Source organism: Leptotrichia sp. HSP-342 (assembly GCF_041199995.1).
Taxonomy (GTDB): domain Bacteria; phylum Fusobacteriota; class Fusobacteriia; order Fusobacteriales; family Leptotrichiaceae; genus Leptotrichia; species Leptotrichia mesophila.
Genome location: NZ_CP165646.1, coordinates 2,274,440 through 2,294,410 on the forward strand (window position 1 = coordinate 2,274,440; position 19,971 = coordinate 2,294,410).

The following is a 19,971-nucleotide window of genomic DNA, read 5'->3' on the forward strand; positions in this document are numbered from 1 at the left end:
TTTATTAGTTCAAATATAAAAGGACTTTACCAAAAGGAGGAAAACAATGAAATTAGTATTAATTCGTCATGGAGAAAGTGAATGGAACTTGGAAAACAAATTTACTGGATGGAAAGATGTAGATTTGACTTCAAAAGGAGTGGAAGAGGCAAAAGCTGGAGGTAAAGCATTAAAGGAAATGGGATTAGTTTTTGACATTGCTTACACGTCTTATTTGAAAAGAGCTATTAAAACTCTTAATTACGTTTTGGAAGAACTGGATGAACTATACATTCCAGTTTACAAATCTTGGAGATTGAATGAACGTCATTATGGAGCATTACAAGGATTAAACAAAGCTGAAACTGCTAAAAAATATGGAGACGAGCAAGTCCTTATCTGGAGAAGAAGCTTTGATGTTGCCCCGCCTGCAATAGACAAATCAAGCGAATACTATCCAAAATCAGATAGAAGATATGCAGATTTATCTGATTCTGAAGCGCCACTTGGAGAAAGCCTTAAAGATACTATCGAAAGAGTTCTGCCTTACTGGCACTCACATATTTCAAAAAGTTTGCAGGAAGGGAAAAATGTTATTGTAGCAGCTCACGGAAATAGTTTGCGTGCTTTAATAAAATATTTGCTAAATATTTCAGATGACGATATTTTAAAACTGAATTTAACAACAGGAAAACCTTTAGTATTTGAAATAGATAAAGATTTAAAAGTATTGTCATCACCAGATTCATTTTAATTTTAATAAAAATAAAATCTTTTAAGCAAGGGCAAAATTTTAGTCCTTGCATTTTTATTTTGCATTTTTTAGTAATTTCAATTATAATAAAAATAAAGTGTAGTATTTAAATTGTTAAATAAATATATATTATAAAAAAATGGAAGGATGATGAAAAATATGACTTTGGAAATAACTACCCCAGCTGTTCTTTTTCCTACGGTATCTCTTCTTTTGCTGGCATATACTAACAGATTTTTGGCACTTACAGCGATTGTTAGACAGATGGATTCAAGCGGAGAAATCGAGCATGAATTTTATCAAGTTAAGAATCTAAGGAAAAGATTGAAATACATTAAAAGAATGCAGTATTTTGGGGTTTTTAGCTTATTATTATGTGCTGTTTCAATGTTATTCCTGTTTTTCCAAATAAATTTTATTGGATATATAAGTTTTGGGATAAGTCTAGTGTCGCTCATAATTTCGTTAATATTTTCATTGTTAGAAATTCAGATTTCACTAGAGGCTTTGAGGATTCATTTAAATTATAATGAAAATGATAATGAAATTAAGAAAAAAAATAAATAAAAACTAGAATTATTGAACATACATAAATTATAAATATTTTGATGGAGAAAAAATGAAAGAATTTTTATTAAATTTGGAAAGTATTGATAAAATTGGAATTTACAGATTTGATACTGATGGATTTTCTGTTGGAAATATAATAAAAATCTGGGATAATTATCTACTTTTAAAATCTTATGATGTTGAAAATAATGAAGATGGAATGAAAATCTATAAAATTGATAAAATTCAAAGAATTATTTTGGATTCAGATTATATAAAAAATTTAGGAAGTAACTTATTAGATAAAACGGAAAGCAGTTACGAATGGCTGTATACAAAAAACTTAAATTCCATTGACGATATTTTAGAAAATATTATAAAATACAAAACTTTAGTTTTTTTACATTTGAAAGACGAAACAACGGAAATTTGCTATATTACCAAAAAAATTGGAGAAAACTATCTTTTGGAAATACTGGATTATAATCTAAACGTAACTTCTACAGAAATTATTTCTAAAAATTATATCCGTTTGATAAAATTTTTTGACAGGAAAAAAATAAATAAAAATTTTGAGATTCATAAAATCAAATTATTTGTTGGAAAAACCTATATTGGAAATATTGTTATGGAAAATGAAAATTTTTTAGTTTTAAAAGAAATCCCCAATTTTGTAACTGAAAAATTTGTAAGAGTTATCCAAAAAGAATTTATTGAAGAAATATCTAAGCCATTTACTAAAGTTAAATATATTGACAAAATAAACTTAAATAAATTTTTTGAAAATATTAATAAGTTAGATTATCTTTCAATTTTAAAAATTTGTCAGGAAAATAATTTATTTGTTTTTATTGACAATGAATGTTTTGAAGATAGTAAAGTTGGGATAGTAACAAAATTGGAAAATAAAAGATTACAATTAAAAATATTGGATAAAAATTTTCAATTTATTGAAATTTTGAATATAAATTATTTAGATATTCATATTCTTTATATAACAAATTATTGCTATATATAAGGTTACATTTCGATAAAGTTAAAATTTTTTGCAATATATTTTAACAAATAAAAAACTTTTTCATAACATTTGAATAAATCGGAAAAAATTGATATAATTAGAACGTAAAGTAATTTTGTTAAACTCAAAAATTTGAGTTTTTTTAAACACTAGATTTTTTATAGCTTTGAGTAAAATGAAAACAAATATTTTATTGTTAATAATTAAATTGAAGGAGGAATGATGATTTCGTTAATTTTGGCGGCAGGAAAAGGGACTCGTATGAAGTCCGATCAATCGAAGGTTTTACACAAGGTAAATGGTGTTCCTATGATTAAAAGAGTTGTCAATGTGCTGGAAAATATCGGGAATGAAAAAAATATTTTTATTCTAGGACACAAAAAGGAAGATGTTCTAGCTGAAATGGGAAATGTCGTTTATGTCATACAAGAAGAACAGCTTGGAACAGGACACGCTATTCTAATTGCAAAGGATAAAATCAAGGAATACGGTGAAGATGTGCTCATCACTTGCGGAGATACGCCTCTTTTAAAAGAAGAAACTTTGAAAAAATTAAAGGATAACTTTGATGAAAAAAATCTTGATTGCATCGTGCTTTCATGTAAAGTTAAAAATCCATTTGGCTACGGACGAATTGTTAAAGAAAATGGCAAAATTTCAAACATTGTCGAAGAAAAGGAAGCAAGCGAAAGTGAGAAAAAAATAGATGAAATTAATACTGGAGTCTATATTTTCAAAAATCAAAGTCTGCTTTATGCGATAGAAAAAATTGACAATAACAATTCAAAAGGTGAATATTATTTGACCGATGCTATAAAAATTTTATCGACAGAAGGCTATAAAGTTGACAGCTTTCAAATTGAAGATGAAGATGAAATCTTAGGAGTAAACTCAAAAGTTCAGTTAGCGCAGGCAAGTAAAATTTCAAGGGACAGAAAAAATATTGAACTTATGGATAACGGAGTAATTCTGATTGACCCAGATACAACTTATATTGAAGATAATGTTGAAATTGGACAGGATACTGTAATTTATCCAAATGTTACAATTCAAGGAAATACAAAAATTGGAAAAAACTGCGAAATCCTGGGAAATACAAGAATTGAAAATTCTGTGATTGCTGATAATGTGAAAATAGAGGCTTCTGTGGTTGAGCAATCTACTCTTGAGGAAGGGGTAACTGTGGGACCTTTTGCACATTTACGTCCAAAGGCACATTTGAAAGAAACTGTACATGTGGGAAACTTTGTGGAAATAAAAAATGCTACGCTTGAAAAAGGTGTGAAAACAGGGCATTTGACTTATATTGGAGACGCTGAAGTTGGGGAAGACACAAATATTGGTGCAGGGACAATTACTTGTAACTATGATGGAAAAAATAAACATAAGACAAAAATTGGGAAAAATGCCTTTATTGGAAGCAATTCGATAATTGTAGCTCCAGTTGAAATAGGAAGCAAAGTTCTAACAGCGGCTGGATCGGTTATTACAAAAGATATTCCAGATGAAGCATTGGCATTTGGAAGAGCAAAACAAGTAAATAAAGAGAAAAAATAGAAAACTAGCAATTTCTAAAAAAATGTCAAAAAATCAAAAATGTTATAAAAATATCATTTAATTATGTAAATTTAATAAAAGATAAAAATTTTTCAAATAAAAATTCAAAATATAGAGAGAAAGGGAAATGAAATGATAACATTAACCAAGGAAGACAAGAGCAGAATAAGAATATTTGCAGGAACATCAAGTGAAGTTTTAGCACAAAAAATTGTAAAATATTTGGATATGGATTTATCATCTGCTGAAATTGTAAGATTTGCCGATGGAGAAACTTTTGCAAAGTCAAATGAAAGTGTACGAGGATGCAAGGTGTTTATCATCCAATCTACTTCAAAACCTGTAAATGAAAGTATTATGGAGCTTTTAGTTTTTATTGATGCGATTAAGAGGTCATCAGCCAGAGAAATTATTGCAATAATTCCTTATTACGGGTATGCAAGGCAGGACAGAAAGGCAAGTCCACGTGAGCCAATCACATCAAAACTTGTTGCAAACCTGCTTACTGTTGCAGGAGCTACAAGAGTAGTCACAATGGATTTACATGCAAGACAAATTCAAGGATTTTTTGACATTCCAGTAGATCACATGGAAGCTCTGCCAATTTTAGCTAAACATTTTATAAAATATGGATTTAGTCCAGAAGATACAGTTGTTGTATCGCCTGACGTTGGTGGTGTAAAAAGAGCAAGAGGACTTGCAAACTGGCTACACACTCCACTTGCCATAATTGATAAAAGACGGGCAAAAGCAAATGTTTCGGAAGTTATGAATATTATTGGAGATATAAAGGGTAAAAAAGCCATTCTGATTGACGATATGATTGACACAGCTGGAACAATCTGTAATGCGGCACAGGCTCTGATTGACAAAGGGGCAGCAGAAGTTTATGCTTGTGCAACACACGCTGTTTTCTCTGATCCTGCCATTGAAAGATTAAAAAATTTAGCTTTTACAGAAGTTGTAGTAACTGATACGATTCAATTACCAGAAAACAGAAAATTTGATAAACTAAAAATCTTGTCAACAAGCAAAATGTTTGCTGAAATAATAAAAAGAATTGCTACGAATAATCCAATAAGTGGCTTATTTGAGATGCCAGTTGATGATGAAAATGATGACTAAAATAAAAAAAGCGGTATGTATTCTGAAAAATGGAGGAGTTGCTGTATTCCCAACAGATACAGTTTATGGAATTGGCTCTCTTCCTGAACAGAAAGCTGTACAAAAAATATATAAGATAAAAAAACGTGATTTTTCTAAAAAAATAATCGCACTAATCAGTAACAGAGATATTTTGATTGAATTAATAAACGAAACAAAAGAAAATATTCAGAAAATTTCTAAAATTCTTGATAAATACTGGCCTGGAGAATTGACAGTTATTTTTTCTGCAAATGAGAGTTTTACCCAAAAATTTGATAAAAATATGAAAACGATTGGTGTTCGTATTCCGAAAAATAAGATTACTCTTGAAATTATAAAAAATTCTGGTGGAATTTTATTAACAACAAGTGCAAATATTTCTGGTGAAAATGCTGTTACTGAAATTGAAAATCTAAGTGAAGAACTGTTAAAAAATGTAGACATTGTCATTCCAAATGAAAAATCAGAATTAACTGGAAAACCTTCAACAATTGTGAAATATGAAAATGGAAAACTTACATTGTTAAGGGAAGGAAATGTTTCATTTGAAGAAATAATGAAAAATTTTGAATAATAAATAAAGAAATAATGAAGAACAGAAAGGAGAATTTATGGCAAAGATGGTAAATCCTAACACAGTAAGCAACATGGATTTAATAAATGCAAAATCACAGGCTAAAATGCAGCAGCTTGTACAAAAAATTGGAAAAGGGAAAAGAAAAGTCAATATTACATTTTCTAAAATGTCAAGAAGTTATCTAACAAAAATGATTGAGGAAATGAGAAAAATGATGAGCCAGTATGAAAAACAGCTGCCAAACGTGTTTGGTTTCTTCAAATATCTGGAAAATGAAGTAAAAATAACAAAGGCAAACAAAAAGGAAAAAACTAAAAATGTAAAACTTTCTTATGAAGAAGTTGACTTTTTTAAATTACAGCTAAAGGAAACATTAAAGGGGATTGATGCACAACGTGCAGCTTTGAAATGGTACAACTTGATTAAAAAGGCATTATTTAAAACATTGAAAAAACAGACAGAATTAGTATTGGAAGAATTTAATGCTGGAAGTGTAAAAAAGAAATAACTAAAAATAAAAAACTATAAAAGCGGGAAGGAAAATTGAGGACAATGAATGAAAAAATAACTGAGAAAGTAAAATTAAAGGATATTTCTGATAATAAAAAAAATAATTTGTTATCAAAAGATACAGTTTCTTATTTAAATGAAATTGTAAAAGCAGGGTTTAAGGAGCGTGCCAGTGATATTCACATAAAATTTGACTTGCTGGAAGGTATGGAAATAAAATACCGAGTTGACGGGTATCTTATGGAAAGTGAAAAATTATACGAATCCGTAAACAAAAAGGTGCTTGAAAAAAATATTACAGAAATTATTGCTAGAATAAAAATTTTGGCGGGAATGAATGTTGCAGAGAAAAGAAAGCCACAAGATGGCAGCTTTTCTTTTTTATTGAATATAAAAAATATTAATAAGCGATATGACATAAGAGCTGCCTATATGCCGACAATTGGCGGAGAAAGCATAGTTCTCCGTATTCTTGAAAATTATCTGGAAGATATAAACCTTGAAACACTGGGATTTTCAGACCAAAGCATAGCAATGCTAAATGAGATTTTAACTAGAAAATATGGAATGATACTTGTAAGCGGACCGACAGGCTCTGGAAAATCCACAACCTTAAAATCTTTAATAAATATGTTAAATGATGGAAGAAAAAAAATCATAACGGTAGAAGACCCTGTAGAAAGCAAAATTGACGGAATTATTCAAATACAGGTAAATCAGAGTATCGGAGTAACATTTGCTGAAGTCTTGAAAGCTACATTAAGAAATGACCCCGATATTATTGTAATTTCAGAAATTAGAGATGAAGTTACGGCTGAAATCGCTGTAAGAGCAGCATTAACAGGACATCTTGTAATTTCGACAATTCACACAAACGACGCTGTTTCCACATTAATCAGGCTAGTAGATATGGGTATTCCCAAATATTTGATACTAGATTCATTAATTGGAGTAATTGGACAAAGACTAGTTGGGAAAAAGTGCCAGAAATGTATGGGAGAAGGCTGTGATGAATGCTCCAGCGGATACAGCGGCAGAATTTCGATAAATGAACTGCTTGTACTAAATCAGGATGTGCGAAATATTTTGAAAGAAGACAATCATCTTGGCTCTGAAACAAAAAATAAATTAAAAATGCTGAATCAAAAGTACCAAAATCAGAAATGCTTTATTGATTTTATGGAAGATGCAGATGAAAAAATTGAGAAAAAACTGATTTTTGAAAGGGAAAAAACTAGTATTATTTTTTAACAAAAAAACCTTATGGGATTTTATACTCATAAGGTTTTTATAATTCTCATTTATTAATTTTTATTTCTAATCTATGATTATGAAATTATGTTATTTTTTTCTTTATCACTCATACTAAACTCCATTTATAGTGCATGACAAGCGCATGAAAAAAATCTAAAAGAATTGTTAATATATAGTAAAACCTGTTTAAAACTGAACTAATTTATTAAATAAAACAGAAGTAACTGCTTCTTCTAGTGTATTAAAATTATAGGCTATGCCTTTTAATTTTTTCTTCATATTAGCCCATAATTTTTCTATTGGATTTAAATCCGGTGAATATGGCGGAAGAAATAATAGACAATGCCCGTCCCCTTTATTATCTTTTCTAATATATTCTTTCTGTGAAATCTCGCATTATCCATCACTATTAGAACTTTCTTCCCTAATTTTTCAATATCTCTTAGAAGTATTTCCCTGAACCATTCTTCAAAAAATTCACTTTCCATTGTTTCCCTGTATATCATACTTCCTATCAGTGCATTCCCTATTTTTCCAGCAACCAGATTTATTCTTGAATATCTTAATCCTCTTTTCTTCCCTTCAATAGATATTCCCCTTTTACTCCAGTCGTATTCACGGTAGTAATATTCGTCAAAGCCTATTTCATCAATATAGATTATTTCTCTGCCTGAACCTGCTTCTGATAATTTTTTTAAATATCTATTTACTTTTTTCTCGTCCTGCTCCCTGTATTTTGTCTGTTTTTTTCTTGTGTATCCTGATTTTTTTAGTGCTACTCTCACTGTCTCCTTTCCACAGCCAAAATCTTTTGCTATTTCACGGATGTATTTATCTGCATTCTCTGGATTTTTAATATATTCATCAAGTTTTTCAGGATCAAGCACCTTAAATTTTCTTTTCCGTGTTCTTGATGAAAGATCTCCTGTTTCATTCTTAAGTTTTATCCATCCGTACAATGTGCTGGAACTTATGTTGAAATGAAATAATGTTTTTGTTTTTCCATTTTCGTAATAAAAATTTAAAATTCTTTTTCTATAATCTTTTTCATATGCCATAAAGTCATTATACCATATTTTTAGGTCGGTTTTGTATAAGTTTCACTATAAAAATAGTCTTTTAAATTTTGTATAAAAAAAGGAATTTTTCTAATCATGATAATTAGAAAGTTATTCCTTTTGAAGTTTATTAATATTTTAGTTGTGAATAGACTTCATATCCTTTAAGAAATTCTCGTCCTTTTAAATCTGATAATTCTATCATAAACGCTAATTCATATACTTCTGCTTCTAATTTTTCTACTAATTGAACCATTGCTTTGGCGGTTCCTCCTGTAGCTAGCAAATCATCAACAATCAATATTTTCGAATTTTTTTCAAAAGCATCTTTATGGATTTCTATACTATTTTTACCATATTCCAAAGAATACTCTACACTTTCAACTTCTGCAGGTAATTTTCCAGGCTTTCTTGCAGGAACAAATCCTGCTCCAATATTATAAGCTATTGCAGCTCCGAAAATAAATCCCCTCGCATCAGCTCCTACTACATAGTCTATTCCTTTATTCTTGTATCTGTCTGTAAAATCCTTTATGATGATTTTCAGCCCTTCTTTATCTTTTAACGCTGTTGTAATATCTCTAAAAATTACTCCTTTTTCTGGAAAATCTTCTACTGAACGGATTAATTTTTCTATTTTTTCTTTTTCTTCTATTTTCATTTTTTCTTCTTCCTCTTTTCTACAATTATATAATTAACGATAATTCTGTGTGCAACTATACTTATGAATTTTTGATTCGTATTGTTTGAATTAATTTAATTTTTAATAAATTTAAGATATAACAGTATTTCATAAATCAAAAACAATTTTACTGACACAAATGTTATTATTTTCAAAAACCAATAGTTATCATCTTTATTGTTTTTATCAAAATATTAAATACATAAAATTTATGATTCAGTGATTTATTTAACTTATGATACAACTAATAAACTACATATAAATATTTCTTAATTAATCATTCCATAAACTTCCTAAATCAGTTCTTATTTTTTCATTATTCATTAGTTTTAATAAATTTTCCTTAATATTTGGATAAATTATCATTGTTTCCAATTCTTCTTTTGTTACAAATTTCAAATCTATCAAGACTGCTTCTTCTCCTAATTTTATGATACTATCATTTTTATTATTACGGTGTATTTTATAAAACAGATTTAAAACATGACGTTTCTTATCTGGGGAAATTGTTTCTGAAAAGAACAGAAATTCATCAACTTCTATATCCATATTTGTTTCTTCCTTATATTCACGAATTAAAGCTTCTTTTGTAGTTTCGCCCCAATCATTTCCACCGCCAGGAATAAGCCAGTATTTTTTGTCATTTTTGTGATGTTGGATTAGCAGGATTTTATTATCTTCGATAAGAATTCCTGCCACACGTATTCGTGGTCTAACTTCTTCCATTTTTTCTCCTTATTCTTCCTTTTCTTCCTCCTGATCAATAATAATCGCTCTTATTCTTTCAACACGTTTATTATCCATATCAGTCACTTTTAATATAAATTTATCACCTTTTACCTGATCAAAAACATCAGCGACTTTTCCAAGTTTATCTTGAATGTATCCTGAGATTGTATCGTATTCTTCAGATAAAGGAATTTCTATATTCAATTTATCGTTTACTTCCTCAATAGGGGTGTCTCCTTTTATATCAAATATTTTTTCACGAATTTGCTGAATATTTTCTTCTTCCTGATCAAATTCATCTCTTATTTCTCCAACAATTTCCTCCAGCAAATCTTCAATTGTTACAATTCCCTGTGTTCCTCCATATTCATCAATAACTATTGCCATATGAAGCTGCTTTAACTTGAATTCCTCTAGCAGTTCAATCAAAGATTTTGTGATTGGAACAAAATAGGCTTCTTTCATAAAATCCTTTATTAGAGGATTTTCTCCAGTTTGCTTATCGTAACGGAGTAAATCTTTCATATGGACTGTTCCTACTATTTTGTCGATTGTTTCTGTGTAAATTGGGATACGTGTGAATCCTTGATCTAAAATTTCATCCCATACATCGTCTATTTTGCTTTCTGCTTCCAATGCAAATACATCTCTTCGTGGAGTAAGTATTTCCTTGACTGTTGTTTCGGAAAATTCAAAAATACTGGTAATCATTTCCTCTTCGCCTTCTTCAAATACACCGCTTTCTGTTCCCGCCTTTAAAAATGTTAAAATTTCATCTTCTGTTATTTCAAACATTTGATCTTTTACCTTTATCTTGAATATTCCAACAATAAATCTTGAAATATGTATAAATAAGCGAATTAACGGTTTTAATACAATTCGTATTGTATTTAACGGAATTATTAATGTTCTAGAAACTCCGTAGATGTTGTTTCTTGCTATCAGCCTCGGTACCATTTCAGAAAATATCAGGATAAGAACAATTAACACAAAAAATGAAATTCCTACAAAAAGATTTTCTGCATAAATTCTTTTTATTAAGTAAACTCCTGTAAAAACCATTGAAGAATAAGAGATTGTCTTCACAAACAGAAGTGTTGTAAGTAATTCATTCGGATTTTCCAGCCAAAGCTTTAAAAGTTCGCTTTCCTTTGTTTTCTCCTTTTCTTTTGAATCACTTTTTAAATGTATCTGCTTAAGCGATGATAATGCTGACTCTGCAGCTGATAAAAACGATGTAAAAAACAATAAAACCAATAATAGAACAATATCTAACAAAATCCTCTTCTCTTCCAAATTTTATCCCTTCTTTATTTTTTATTTTTATAAAAATTATTCAATAATCATTAATGTCTGACCTTTTTTTATACTATCCTTGTCTTTAACAAGTATTTTTTTTACTTTTCCTGCAACTGTTGATTTTACTTCATTCATAAGTTTCATTGCCTCTACTATACAAAGTGTCTGTCCTTCTGTAACGGAATCTCCTTCTTTTACAAACGGAGATGCTGTTGGCGATGGTGATGCATAAAAAGTACCAACCATTGGGGACGTGATTTGTGTTCCTGAAATTTCTTCAGAAGATGCTTCCTGTACTGGTGCAGGAGAAGATGTTTCTTGCGGTTGTACTTCCTGTGGAATATTTGATGGTGCTGTAGCCATAGGCTGAGCTAGTGCGCTATTTACTATGATATTTCTTTCTTTCCTTTTCTTAGTCAATGAAACTTCAAAATTATTATCTTCATATTTTACTGATTCAATTTTGTTTTCGTTCATACTTTTGGCTAATTTTTCAATAAATTTAATTTTATCTTTCATTAATTTTCTCACTTTCTTTTTTAATTTAATTAATCTTATTTATTCATTTTTTGATTGTATGATTTAAATGTATTCTTTATTAGCATTGCAATTGTCATCGGACCAACACCACCGGGAACTGGAGTAATGAAAGAGGCTTTTTTAGAAACTTCCTCAAAATCCACATCTCCACACAGTTTCCCATCTACACGGTTTATTCCAACATCAATTACAACGACACCTTCCTTTACATCAGTTGTTTTTACTAATTTTGGATAACCTGCGGCTGCTATTACTACATCGGCTCTTTGTAATTTTTCAGATAGATTTTTTGTTTTTGAATTACAAGTTTGAACCGTTGCGTGCTTTCGCATTAATAAAAGTGTCATTGGTTTTCCCACAATATTACTTTGTCCAATCACAAGGACATCTTTTCCTTTCAAATCAATATTATATTCTTCAAACATCTGAATCACTCCAGCTGGTGTGCAAGGTAAAAATCCTGATTTATCTCCAATCATCATTTTACCAATGTTTGTCGTATGAAATCCATCAACATCCTTTTCGGCTGAAATTGCATTTATAATATTTAATTCATCAATATGTTCAGGAAGTGGTAATTGTACCAAAATTCCGTCTACATTGTTGTTATTATTTAATTTTTTTATTTCTGAAAGTAAATTTTCTTCTGTAATATTTTCATCAAGTCTAATTGTTTCAGAATGAAATCCGACTCTTTCACAAGCTTTTATTTTATTTCTTACATAAATTTGTGAAGCAGGATTGTCTCCTACTATAATTACCGCAAGTCCAGCTTTTCTGCCAACTTTTTTTTCCAGTTCACTATGCTCCTGTTCAATTTCTCTCAAAATCTTTTCTGAAAGTGCCTTTCCATCAATTATAGTCATAGCTTTCCTGCCAAATTAAATTCAACAGGTTCTCCTTTCGATATTATATTTTTTCGCTTATATTATTTATTCTCCAGAAATTTAATTCCTGTAACTTTGCTGAAATATCCATATCTACAACTTTTATGTTTTTATCTAATTCCAATTTATAAGTTGTCATGTTAAGTATTGCAGAAATTCCACTTTTTACAAGACCTTCTGCTGCAATTTGCGCCTGTTCTTTTACAACTGCTAAAATAGCCATTTCAATTCTTGTATCAGAATTATTCTTCATGTTTTTTATAAATTCATCAACATTTTGTATATCCTGAACAATTAAATTATTAGCAGCTGTTTTCCCAATCTTATTCTTATCCTTGTCAAATATCCCAACAATTTTAAATCCTTCACCTAAGACATCGAGATTCGAGGAAAGCATTTCTCCCATCTTACCATGTCCTACAATTATCACATTGTTAATTTTATCAATTCCAAGAATTTTTGTAATAATTTCTATCAGATTATCTATATCATAACCTTTCCCTCGTACACCAAACTCACCAAATGTTGATAAATCTTTACGTACCTGAGCAGAAGTAGTGTTCATAATTTTGGCAAGTTCGATGGAATTTATTTCGTTATACTGTTTTCGGACTTCTTTTAGAATAGATAGATATTCTGTCAGTCTTTGTACAACTCTTTCAGAAATTTCCATTTTTTTTAACTTCATATTTCCTCCTATGAAAATTAGAAAATTACAATCTAGCCTTCTATTCTTATTTTGAACTAGGATTGCTATACAATAATTTTTCTCCAATTACCATTTTACGTCCATTAATAATATCTACTCCCTTTTGAAGTTTTTTCCCTTCAAATTTTGCCTCTAAAATCAATAATCCTCCATTTGCGACTTTTACAACAGGCCCTTTTTTATTGATAATTTCGACAATTGTACCATTTTCTACTTCATCTTCATATTTTTTTTCAATTTTTTCACTTTTATAAATTTTTATGTTTTCACCTTTTTCGTTGGAAGTATGTGCTGCTGGAAATGGGTTTAATCCACGAATTTGATTGTAAATAACTTCTTTTGTGCTACTCCAGTTGATTTTTGCCTGTTCCTTTGTAATCGGCTTTACTAAAGTGGCTTTGCTGTCATCTTGTTTTTCCGCCTGAACTTCCCCATTTTCAATCAGTTTCAACGCTTTTTCAAGTCCAGCCGCTCCCAGATCCTTCAATTTATCGTGCAGAGTCCCAAGCGTATCATCTTCTGCAATTTTACAATATTCCTTTAAAATTACATCTCCAGAATCAAGCCCTTCCTCAATATACATTATGCTTACACCTGTTTCAGCGTCGCCATTTAAAATAGCGGAATGAATAGGCGAAGCCCCTCTATATTTCGGCAAAAGTGAAGAATGCACGTTTATTATTCCATATTTTGGAATATCAATTATTTCTTTTGGCAAAATTTTTCCATAAGCTACAACTACGATTAAATCAGGATTTACTTCCTTAATTTTGTTTATAACTTCTTCATCCTTCATTTTTTTTGGCTGAATAATTTCCACATTATTATCAATTCCAAACTGCTTTACGGGAGAAAATATAATTTTATTTCCTCTGGCATTTATTTTATCCTCTTTTGTAAAAATAAGCTGTAAATCCGTATTTTTAAATACAACTTCCAGACTTGGTATTGCAAATTCTGGTGTTCCCATAAATATTGTCTTCATTTAATTTCTCACTTTCCTGACTTTATTAGTCCAAGTCCCTGTAAATTCTGCCTTTTGCAAAATCTTTCTTTAGAACATCTAATTTTTTAGCAACTAATCTTTTATTCATAACCGAAAGTTTGTCTGTAAACAGGATTCCTTCTATGTGATCAAATTCGTGCTGAAATGCCCTAGCCCACATTTCATCGAGTTCTTCAATGACTTCTTCCCCATTTTCATTCAAATATTTCACTTTAATTTTTGCAGGACGGTTTACTTTCTTAAAAACTCCAGGAATGCTCAAGCATCCTTCCTCCATATCTGCAATTTCTTCAGAAAACTCCAAAATTTCTGGATTAATAACTTTTTTTACAACTCCTTCGTGTTCCAGCACAAAAAATCTTTTGGCAATATCCACCTGATTTGCAGCAAGTCCCACTCCATTGGCTTTTCTCATAAGAGCAACCATTTCATCTAAAATTTCTCTTATATTATCATCAACTACGTCAACTTTTTCTGATTTTTCACGTAAAGTTGGATGTCCATATAAAACTATTTTCATTTTTATTTTTTCTCTCCTTATTAAACTCATTATTACCCATTTTATTTTATCATATTATTTGATAAATTTTAATACAAAACATCAATTAATTTTTTATTTAAATTTTATTTTAAATTATTTCTACCAAGCTAATTGTTTTTCTCAATTTTTCATATTAGTTTTTTTAACGCAGAGGTATCAAACGCCATATCTCTTATTTCACAATATCAGTTACTTTAACATCTTTGAATTGATTAGCACTTAACAATTATGGCGAAAGTTCTACGAACTACTCCCGCTTGACGCAAAACTTTCTTATAAAAGAAAACTTGTTTTTGAATACTCGACTATTCTAATATGAAAAATAAATTTTACTTTAAATACATTCCAAAAGCTCAAACAGTTCTTTTTCTCTTAATGAAATTTTGCTTGATAAATTTTACTTATAACAATTATTTCAATAAACTAAAAAAGTTGTTATTTCTAGAAATTTAAAATTACTAATTTCAACAGAATGTTATAAATATCAAAATTAAATTTTTCAATCAATTAACTTCCTAAATCCCAATTTTGTTTCCGATACAAGTACTGCAAAAAGTACCAATCCAGCACCAACTACCACTCTAAATGATAATCTTTCACTTAGTATAAAAAATGCAAAAAGTGGTGCAAAAAGCGATTCTGTTGACATTAGCACTGAAGCTCTTGTAGAAGTTGTGTATTTTTGGCAGAATGTCTGTAATACTGTTGGTATCGCCGTTGAGAAGATTGTTAAATAAATTATTGCAATCAGCATCATTCCTGCAGGCTTTTGAATTTTGCTCGTATCTGAAAAGATAAAAATATTTATCACAAACAATATTCCCGCTACAAACATCTGCATAACAACAAGTTTTAAAGGCTCAACTTTTTTACTAAAATATCCATTCGTAGCAATTTGTCCTGCAAAAAATATCGCACTTATAATTGTCAAAATATCACCAAAATTAAGATTTGCAAGATTCATCTTCCTGTCAAAACTTATCACAGCAACTCCCATTACACAAATAACCGAAGCCAGAAATGCAAAAATATCAGGACGTTTTTTGTGCAAAAACCAAAAAATATAAGGAACAATTATAACGTTTATCGAAGTAAAAAAAGCATTTTTACTGGCAGTCGTAAGCATCGCTCCATAAGTTTGGAAAGCGTATCCAAAAAACTGAAAAATTCCAACTATTAATCCAGCAAGAACATCATTTTTTTTGAATTTTCCTACTTTTCTAAAGAAAATTCCATAAAGAATAATCCCTCCCACAAGAAATCTAACCGCTGACAAATAAAATGGATTAACTCCTGTATTCAGCCCAATCTTCACAAATACAAACCCAAGTCCCCAAAATATCCCTACAAAAAGCAGTCCAAAATCTGCTAAATACTGTTTCACAAAACTTCTCCTTATCATTTTGAAATTTTTCCAAAAATAAATTAGTAATATTAAATAAATCTAACTTATATTAAACACTATTTAAAAATAATTTTACAATTCATTTCATTACTTTGTTTCATCGCTAAAAAACTTCTTATAAATATCCATTTTCAAAAATTCATTTTCTATTTTTCCATCACTCTTTTCTAGATATTCCATTACAAAATCACGTACAAATTTGATTTCTTTCACATTTTTTACAATGTCGGTAAAAAGCATGTCAGACACTCCACTTTGTCTTGTTCCCAAGATTTCTCCTGAATTACGTAACTTTAAGTCTTCTTCGGCAATTTTGAATCCATCTGTTGTTTCTTCCATAACTTCCAGCCTTTTTACTGAAATTTCATTTGTTGTTTCGGATTCTAAAAAGCAGTAGGACTGGTATTTTCCACGACCAACTCTTCCTCGAAGTTGATGAAGTGAAGAAAGTCCGAATCTTTGAGCATCACGGATTACCATAATTGATGCATTTGGAACGTTTACTCCAACTTCGATTACTGTTGTGGAAACAAGAATATCGAGTTCGTGATTTTTAAACTGCTCCATAACTGTCTGCTTTTCCTTGTAAGTTTGCCGTCCGTGCATAAGTCCGATTTTTCTACTTGGGAAAATTGAAATGTATTCTTCGTATGTTTCCTGTGCTGATTTTACATTCAGGCTCTCACTTTCCTCAATTAATGGCGACACTATGTATACTTGCCGTCCATCTTTCATTTTCTTTTCCATAAAGTTATACATTTTTTGCCTGTCAATTTCATTTTGTATCCATTTTGTCTTAATCGGACTTCTTCCAGCAGGCAACTCGTCAATAATTGATATATCCAAATCTCCATAAATTGTAAGTGCAAGTGAACGTGGAATCGGAGTAGCACTCATAACAATTAAATTGGCAAGATTTCCCTTATCACGTAAAAGTTTTCGCTGTGTTACCCCAAATCTATGCTGTTCATCAATTACAATCAGCCCAAGATTTTTGAAAATCACATTGTCCTCGATTAGAGAATGTGTTCCAATTACAATGTCAACAAGTCCTTCTTTTATCTCGTTCAGCAGTTTTTCCTTTTTCTTTCCCTTCACACTTCCAGTCAAAAGCTCCACTCGTATGTCAAGATTCATAAATTCATCTACAATTCCTAGATAATGCTGTGTTGCAAGAATTTCTGTCGGTGCCATAATTACCCCTTGATAATTGTTTTCAACCATATAAAGAAGCATTATAAATGAAACAATCGTCTTTCCAGAACCAACATCCCCCTGAATCAGCCTATTTACAATCTTTCCAGCCTTTAATTCAGAATAGATCTCCTTTATTACACGCTTCTGTGCTTTTGTCAAATCATAATCCAGACCCTTTATAAATTTGCTCACAAGACTTTTGTTATCCTCAAGTTTATAAATATTCTTATTTGCCTTGTCAACACTAAAACGATTTTGTAAAATTCCCATTTCCAGAAGCAAAATTTCCTCCAGCATAAATCTTTTTCGTGCTTTGCTTTGCTTTTCCTCATTTTCTGGAAAATGAATATTTAAAACTGCCTCTTTTCTTCCAAGCAGTTTCTCCTTCTGCAAAAATTCCTTTGGTAAATTTTCCTGCAACAAATATCCGTAATCCATCAAGGCATTTTCCATAACTTTTCTAATTGCCTGCTGTCTAAGCGACTCAGTAGACGGATAAATCGGCAATATCTGCTTTTGTTCCTGCATATCAAAACTAGCCTGCTTGATTTTTTTATACTCGGGATTCACAAGCTGAAATTTTACAGTCTTTCTCACTTTCCCATAAACTATAATCTCATCGCCAATATGAATACCATTTTTCACAAACCTGTTATTAAACCACACAAGCTCAATCATTCCGCTATCATCACTCAAAACCGCTCGAAACATAGTCCTTCCAGCCTTTATATACTGATTAACCACATTCACAACTGTTCCCTGTAAAATCACAAATTCATCCGCCAGAATTTCCGCAATTTTCTTATGATTACTTCTATTCTCATAAGCCCTCGGGAAAAAATAAAGCAAGTCATAAAGTGTAAAAACTCCTAATTTCCTAAATTTTGGAATGTTTGTTTTTGTAACTCCTTTTATTTTCACATTTTCTAAATTTCCATAAAGCAAGTTATATGTTTTCATATCTATTTCCGCCTTATTTTAATATCTCCAAACCAAAAACAATTAATAAATAAAATATTTTTAAGTTTGAATTTTAATAATATTTTTCAATGTTTACGTTTTTTATTACTGTTTTTTCTATATCATTACTAATAATGATACCATAATTTATCGAAATTTTCCATATTTTGAAAAATAAAAACTTCCCTAAGTTTTAAGACAGTTTAACTAATTTTTTCATTTATAAGCATCCTTTTTTTCGCAAAAGAATTATCTCAAAAAAATTTATTAATTAATTTGAAAAAATTTTCTCAATAATGTAAAATATAGTAAAAATTCTTAAAAATTAAGAACTGTATTTTTGACTTCAAGAGGAAAAATATACATGTTTATAATAAACAAAAAATTGAAAGGAAATAAACAAGATGAAAAAATTAACTGCTATTTTATTATTTTTAGTATTTGGAATTTTTGGGAATGCAGAAAATGTAAGCAGTATTATTTATAAAAAACTGAGTGCAAAAGGGATTAAACGTGAAATTATTGAAGAAACTATTAAGCTTGATGAAGAAATTGGCGATGGAATGCTTTTTGAAACTGCGGGTATTGATGGAGCAGAATATTTGAAAAAACTGGAAAATTTGCTTGAAAAGGATAGAAATAATTATATCGTAGCAGGAAAAATCGCTGAAACTTATTTGGCAAGTCTTTACTTGAAAAATATAAGAAATGGAAAAAAATATATGGATATTTTTGAAAAGGCTAATCCAACAGATTATGAAATTTGGAGCATGAAAGTCACTTACTATGGAAATATTGAAGATATAGATGAGAAAAATAAAATTATTAATCAAATAAACAAAAAATATCCAAATTCTTTATTTTTAAAACTTATAAAATTACAGGAAGAAGCCAATGATAATGGTGTGAAAAACTTAAAGCCTGAAATAGATGAAGTTCTAAAACTTTTGAGCAATAAAAGTGAAACTGATAAATTTACAATGTCAGATGAAGAAGTCTATTCCTATAAGTTAAGTTTACATTTTTTAAATATTCGGAATTTTGTTGAAAAAAATGAATTTCAAAAAGGAATTGACTATTATTTAAATAATATTGCAACACTTTCTGCAAGTAATGAAGTAAAAAACTATAATTTTGGACAGGAAAAATTTTTGTTTATGATGATAACTACAATAAATAATAATATTGAAAACAAAAGCCAAAAGAAAAGAAATGTAGAAAAGCTCAAAAATACAGATATTTTTAGAAAGATTGATAGAAACAGGGAAATTGAATTATAAAAATTTTTAATCAGTATCTTGTAAACTAATAAAGCTTATAAATTGGTTTAGGAATAACTCAAATTTCTCATATATTATGTTATACTAAACCTTATTTAAATAATGAATTTATTACAAATTTTTCTAATAAAGGATATAAACCTAATATTTTCAAGTAATTTAAGATATAATTTTTATTTTTTAAACAGAGTTTAGTATGAACTAATCCGTCGGAGCATTTTTCTGTGCTGGCAAAACTGTTTGAGCATAGCGAGTTTTTTGTCAGTGCAGAAAAATGTCGAAGACTAGCCATGGGTTATTGCGTAGCAATCTTGCCATAATTTTAATTATTAGG

19 protein-coding genes and 1 pseudogene are annotated in these 19,971 nt (G+C 29.7%); 9 read left to right on the top strand and 11 right to left on the bottom strand.

What is annotated here, in order from left to right:
• The first annotated feature begins 46 nt into the window (after window positions 1-46).
• From gpmA to AB8B23_RS11360, 8 genes are all read left to right on the top strand, one after another.
• Window positions 47-733, top strand: a complete 687-nt coding sequence (gpmA, locus tag AB8B23_RS11325) for a 2,3-diphosphoglycerate-dependent phosphoglycerate mutase (RefSeq protein ID WP_021745298.1) — start codon at window positions 47-49, stop codon at window positions 731-733.
• A gap of 147 nt (window positions 734-880) precedes the next feature.
• Window positions 881-1,300 carry a DUF2721 domain-containing protein gene (locus tag AB8B23_RS11330; protein ID WP_021745299.1) on the top strand — a complete coding sequence of 140 codons (420 nt, stop codon included), beginning with the start codon at window positions 881-883 and terminating at the stop codon, window positions 1,298-1,300.
• A gap of 52 nt (window positions 1,301-1,352) precedes the next feature.
• Entirely contained in the window at window positions 1,353-2,300 is a 948-nt protein-coding gene (locus AB8B23_RS11335; protein WP_369712825.1) for a hypothetical protein, read from the top strand.
• A 222-nt stretch (window positions 2,301-2,522) separates the two neighbouring features.
• Window positions 2,523-3,857: a bifunctional UDP-N-acetylglucosamine diphosphorylase/glucosamine-1-phosphate N-acetyltransferase GlmU gene (glmU, locus tag AB8B23_RS11340; protein WP_369713939.1), complete on the top strand. Its 1,335-nt coding sequence runs from the start codon at window positions 2,523-2,525 to the stop codon at window positions 3,855-3,857.
• Window positions 3,858-3,989: 132 nt separating this feature from the next.
• Entirely contained in the window at window positions 3,990-4,982 is a 993-nt protein-coding gene (locus tag AB8B23_RS11345; RefSeq protein ID WP_369712826.1) for a ribose-phosphate diphosphokinase, read from the top strand.
• The gene (locus AB8B23_RS11350) at window positions 4,963-5,577 is read left to right on the top strand and encodes an L-threonylcarbamoyladenylate synthase (protein ID WP_369712827.1); all 615 of its coding nucleotides are present in this window, start codon (window positions 4,963-4,965) and stop codon (window positions 5,575-5,577) included. The genes AB8B23_RS11345 and AB8B23_RS11350 overlap by 20 nt, the downstream gene beginning before the upstream one ends.
• 37 nt (window positions 5,578-5,614) lie before the next feature.
• Window positions 5,615-6,088 carry a hypothetical protein gene (locus AB8B23_RS11355; protein WP_021745304.1) on the top strand — a complete coding sequence of 158 codons (474 nt, stop codon included), beginning with the start codon at window positions 5,615-5,617 and terminating at the stop codon, window positions 6,086-6,088.
• Between the two features lie 44 nt (window positions 6,089-6,132).
• The gene (locus AB8B23_RS11360) at window positions 6,133-7,341 is read left to right on the top strand and encodes a GspE/PulE family protein (RefSeq protein ID WP_369712828.1); all 1,209 of its coding nucleotides are present in this window, start codon (window positions 6,133-6,135) and stop codon (window positions 7,339-7,341) included.
• 189 nt (window positions 7,342-7,530) lie between these two features.
• Here the strand turns inward: AB8B23_RS11360 and AB8B23_RS11365 are convergent.
• From AB8B23_RS11365 to recG, 11 genes and pseudogenes are all read right to left on the bottom strand, one after another.
• Window positions 7,531-8,402, bottom strand: a pseudogene (locus AB8B23_RS11365) (IS630 family transposase).
• A 130-nt stretch (window positions 8,403-8,532) separates the two neighbouring features.
• Complete coding sequence (locus AB8B23_RS11370; protein ID WP_147006227.1) at window positions 8,533-9,063, bottom strand: adenine phosphoribosyltransferase; 531 nt, start codon at window positions 9,061-9,063, stop codon at window positions 8,533-8,535.
• Window positions 9,064-9,357: 294 nt separating this feature from the next.
• On the bottom strand, window positions 9,358-9,810 hold the full coding sequence (locus tag AB8B23_RS11375; protein WP_369712829.1) for an NUDIX domain-containing protein: 453 nt from the start codon (window positions 9,808-9,810) through the stop codon (window positions 9,358-9,360).
• A gap of 9 nt (window positions 9,811-9,819) precedes the next feature.
• Window positions 9,820-11,109: a hemolysin family protein gene (locus AB8B23_RS11380; RefSeq protein WP_369712830.1), complete on the bottom strand. Its 1,290-nt coding sequence runs from the start codon at window positions 11,107-11,109 to the stop codon at window positions 9,820-9,822.
• A gap of 36 nt (window positions 11,110-11,145) precedes the next feature.
• The gene (gene accB / locus AB8B23_RS11385; protein WP_369712831.1) at window positions 11,146-11,631 is read right to left on the bottom strand and encodes an acetyl-CoA carboxylase biotin carboxyl carrier protein; all 486 of its coding nucleotides are present in this window, start codon (window positions 11,629-11,631) and stop codon (window positions 11,146-11,148) included.
• Window positions 11,632-11,666: 35 nt separating this feature from the next.
• Entirely contained in the window at window positions 11,667-12,518 is an 852-nt protein-coding gene (gene folD, locus AB8B23_RS11390) for a bifunctional methylenetetrahydrofolate dehydrogenase/methenyltetrahydrofolate cyclohydrolase FolD (RefSeq protein ID WP_369712833.1), read from the bottom strand.
• Between the two features lie 43 nt (window positions 12,519-12,561).
• On the bottom strand, window positions 12,562-13,227 hold the full coding sequence (locus tag AB8B23_RS11395; RefSeq protein ID WP_299570659.1) for a redox-sensing transcriptional repressor Rex: 666 nt from the start codon (window positions 13,225-13,227) through the stop codon (window positions 12,562-12,564).
• 46 nt (window positions 13,228-13,273) lie between these two features.
• The gene (gene fmt, locus AB8B23_RS11400; protein WP_369712835.1) at window positions 13,274-14,233 is read right to left on the bottom strand and encodes a methionyl-tRNA formyltransferase; all 960 of its coding nucleotides are present in this window, start codon (window positions 14,231-14,233) and stop codon (window positions 13,274-13,276) included.
• A gap of 25 nt (window positions 14,234-14,258) precedes the next feature.
• Window positions 14,259-14,774, bottom strand: coding sequence for a peptide deformylase (def, locus tag AB8B23_RS11405; protein WP_039901191.1), 516 nt, complete (start codon window positions 14,772-14,774; stop codon window positions 14,259-14,261).
• Between the two features lie 520 nt (window positions 14,775-15,294).
• Window positions 15,295-16,179, bottom strand: coding sequence for a DMT family transporter (locus AB8B23_RS11410; RefSeq protein WP_369712836.1), 885 nt, complete (start codon window positions 16,177-16,179; stop codon window positions 15,295-15,297).
• Window positions 16,180-16,287: 108 nt separating this feature from the next.
• Entirely contained in the window at window positions 16,288-18,357 is a 2,070-nt protein-coding gene (gene recG, locus AB8B23_RS11415) for an ATP-dependent DNA helicase RecG (RefSeq protein ID WP_369712837.1), read from the bottom strand.
• 404 nt (window positions 18,358-18,761) lie between these two features.
• Between recG and AB8B23_RS11420 the strand changes: the two genes are divergently transcribed.
• A complete protein-coding gene (locus tag AB8B23_RS11420) occupies window positions 18,762-19,637 on the top strand; it encodes a hypothetical protein (protein ID WP_369712838.1) in 876 nt (291 codons plus the stop codon).
• Window positions 19,638-19,971: the final 334 nt, after the last annotated feature.

Excerpts from the sequence above, each read along its gene's own strand:
- gpmA (WP_021745298.1), top strand. The coding sequence starts at position 47 with ATGAAATTAGTATTAATTCGTCATGGAGAAAGTGAATGGAACTTGGAA.
- AB8B23_RS11330 (WP_021745299.1), top strand. The coding sequence starts at position 881 with ATGATGAAAAATATGACTTTGGAAATAACTACCCCAGCTGTTCTTTTT.
- AB8B23_RS11335 (WP_369712825.1), top strand. The coding sequence starts at position 1,353 with ATGAAAGAATTTTTATTAAATTTGGAAAGTATTGATAAAATTGGAATT.
- glmU (WP_369713939.1), top strand. The coding sequence starts at position 2,523 with ATGATTTCGTTAATTTTGGCGGCAGGAAAAGGGACTCGTATGAAGTCC.
- AB8B23_RS11345 (WP_369712826.1), top strand. The coding sequence starts at position 3,990 with ATGATAACATTAACCAAGGAAGACAAGAGCAGAATAAGAATATTTGCA.
- AB8B23_RS11350 (WP_369712827.1), top strand. The coding sequence starts at position 4,963 with ATGATGAAAATGATGACTAAAATAAAAAAAGCGGTATGTATTCTGAAA.
- AB8B23_RS11355 (WP_021745304.1), top strand. The coding sequence starts at position 5,615 with ATGGCAAAGATGGTAAATCCTAACACAGTAAGCAACATGGATTTAATA.
- AB8B23_RS11360 (WP_369712828.1), top strand. The coding sequence starts at position 6,133 with ATGAATGAAAAAATAACTGAGAAAGTAAAATTAAAGGATATTTCTGAT.
- AB8B23_RS11370 (WP_147006227.1), bottom strand. The coding sequence starts at position 9,063 with ATGAAAATAGAAGAAAAAGAAAAAATAGAAAAATTAATCCGTTCAGTA.
- AB8B23_RS11375 (WP_369712829.1), bottom strand. The coding sequence starts at position 9,810 with ATGGAAGAAGTTAGACCACGAATACGTGTGGCAGGAATTCTTATCGAA.
- accB (WP_369712831.1), bottom strand. The coding sequence starts at position 11,631 with ATGAAAGATAAAATTAAATTTATTGAAAAATTAGCCAAAAGTATGAAC.
- folD (WP_369712833.1), bottom strand. The coding sequence starts at position 12,518 with ATGACTATAATTGATGGAAAGGCACTTTCAGAAAAGATTTTGAGAGAA.
- AB8B23_RS11395 (WP_299570659.1), bottom strand. The coding sequence starts at position 13,227 with ATGAAGTTAAAAAAAATGGAAATTTCTGAAAGAGTTGTACAAAGACTG.
- fmt (WP_369712835.1), bottom strand. The coding sequence starts at position 14,233 with ATGAAGACAATATTTATGGGAACACCAGAATTTGCAATACCAAGTCTG.
- def (WP_039901191.1), bottom strand. The coding sequence starts at position 14,774 with ATGAAAATAGTTTTATATGGACATCCAACTTTACGTGAAAAATCAGAA.
- recG (WP_369712837.1), bottom strand. The coding sequence starts at position 18,357 with ATGAAAACATATAACTTGCTTTATGGAAATTTAGAAAATGTGAAAATA.
- AB8B23_RS11420 (WP_369712838.1), top strand. The coding sequence starts at position 18,762 with ATGAAAAAATTAACTGCTATTTTATTATTTTTAGTATTTGGAATTTTT.